Source organism: Acinetobacter sp. WCHAc060025 (assembly GCF_004209355.1).
GTDB classification, from domain to species: domain Bacteria; phylum Pseudomonadota; class Gammaproteobacteria; order Pseudomonadales; family Moraxellaceae; genus Acinetobacter; species Acinetobacter wuhouensis.
The window spans coordinates 1-2,044 of the sequence record NZ_SGSX01000056.1 but is presented as its reverse complement, the minus strand read 5'-3'; the positions used below and the strand labels follow the sequence as shown (position 1 = coordinate 2,044).

Annotated in this window: 1 protein-coding gene and 1 pseudogene; one reads left to right on the top strand and one right to left on the bottom strand. The window is 39.0% G+C overall.

The genetic code is table 11. The features are described from left to right. Positions 1 to 66: 66 nt before the first annotated feature. Positions 67 to 1,254: pseudogene (gene tet(39) / locus EXE09_RS18620) on the bottom strand (tetracycline efflux MFS transporter Tet(39)). Positions 1,255 to 1,319: 65 nt separating this feature from the next. On the opposite strand from tet(39), the gene EXE09_RS18615 reads away from it, so the two are divergent. After that, entirely contained in the window at positions 1,320 to 1,961 is a 642-nt protein-coding gene (locus tag EXE09_RS18615) for a TetR/AcrR family transcriptional regulator C-terminal domain-containing protein (RefSeq protein WP_004787586.1), read from the top strand. The last annotated feature ends 83 nt before the right edge of the window (positions 1,962 to 2,044 follow it).

Below are 2,044 nucleotides of genomic sequence, written 5' to 3'. Positions count from 1 at the left end.
GTGTATTATGTTAATTTTAGATAAACTATAGAATCCATTAGTTTTTAAACCAATAAATTAAATATTTTATGGAACTCCAGAATATTTATTCAGGCGATACTTAAGCAATAAGGGTAGGGTGATTACATAAAGTATTGCAGCTAATGCCCATACCATTCCAGGAGCTGATGCCTGAGTCATAAAATAGAGGCTAGTAACTAATACAGGACCAATTATAGCCCCCAGACTATTAAAACTGCTTAATAGCCCTTGTAATTCACCTTGTCTTTCATCACTAATACCTCTGGACATCATTGCTTGCAAAGCAGGAACGGCTACTCCACCAAGGGCAAACAATGGTAACAACGCAAAAGGCACCCATTCTTCAACAGCAATAGATAAAAGAAGTAAACCAATTGCATCGCAAGCTATTCCACATAACAACGTATTTTTCTCTCCAAACCTCTTTACCATAGGGGCGATAGCAAAAACCTGTGCAATAGAATGGCATATTCCATAACTAGCAAGGGAAACACCTGCAATAAATATACTCCAGCCATAACGATCCTGCCCATAGATAACTCATAAAGTTGCGGGGACTTGTGAAACCAATGTGATAATTAAAAAGATACCAAGCAATGGAGCCATATTAGGTTGAGTGATCAAATAGGATAATTTCTTTAATATTGATTGCTCCTGAACCTTCTCAGTCATTTTATTGCTGTGTTTTGATTCTTTTAATAAGACTGCTGTCATTATTAAATTAATCCCATTCATAAAAGCAGCAGCAAAGAACGGTGCATGTAAGTTCCATTCACCCAAAACTCCACCTATTACCGGACCCGCTATAAACCCAATACCAAAGACAGCTCCAAGGAGACCAAACCTTTTTGCACGCTCATGGGCTGGAGTAATATCTGAAACATAAGCTGTTGCAACAGCCATGTTGGCACCTGTAATTCCCGCAAAAATACGACCAATATATAGCCACAATAGAGAAGGAGCAGCAGCCATTAGGAGATAATCAGCCGTTGCACCAGCAATTGAAATAATTAATACAGGTCGACGTCCAAATCGGTCACTCAACGCTCCAAGGATAGGTGCAAAAATGAACTGCATCAGAGCATACACAGCTAATAAAGCACCATAGTGAACACCGCCTGCTTCAGCTCCAGCCAATGACCGTAATAATTCAGGCAAGATCGGCATAATTAAACCAATCCCAACAGCATCCAGAAATATAGTGATTAAAATCACGCTCAATGATTTCTTCACAAATGCCTTCTCTAGCAATGATAGAATTAATATTCTCTCACACACTCCCTATCAGTGATAGATTTATGAGTAAAAAAGATATTGCACCTCAACGTCTGACACGTGAAATAGTCCTGCGTACCGCATTGGATATGTTGAATGAAGAAGGCATAGATTCAATAACCACACGCAAGCTAGCTCAACGATTGGGTATTAAATCTCCAACTCTATATTGGCATTTCAAGAATAAATCCTTGTTAATGGAAGCAATGGCGGAAACCATTATAAATGAACACCATTTAGTTTCTTTACCCATCGATGGGATGACATGGCAAGATTGGTTGCTCGCTAATTCTGTAAGCTTTCGTCGAGCACTACTAGCTTACCGTGATGGTGCTCGTCTACATGCAAGAACTAGCCCCAGTCAAGGACATTTCAACACGATTGAGGCCCAAGTTGCGCTGTTATCTCATGCTGGGTTTTCTCCTGTTGAAGCAGTTGCATTACTTATGACATTAGGAAGGTTTATTGTTGGGTGGGTCCTTGAGGAGCAGCAAGAAGAAATAAGATCAGACCCACCATTCGAAGCCGATCCAACTATATATCCACTCATGCTCCAAGGAGTGAATACCTTACAAAATATGAATGCGGATGACATTTTTGAAAATGGGATTCGTATGGTGATTATCGGTGCTGAAAGACAACTTGATATTAAAATGCAAACTTAACTCTATACTGCTTTAAGCAACTGTTCTATTTAGTAATAAAGCTTTTATCCTTAATTATTTAACATAATAGAGCTTATACGAAA

Coding starts and splice junctions, on each gene's coding strand:
- EXE09_RS18615 (WP_004787586.1), top strand. CDS start 1,320: ATGAGTAAAAAAGATATTGCACCTCAACGTCTGACACGTGAAATAGTC.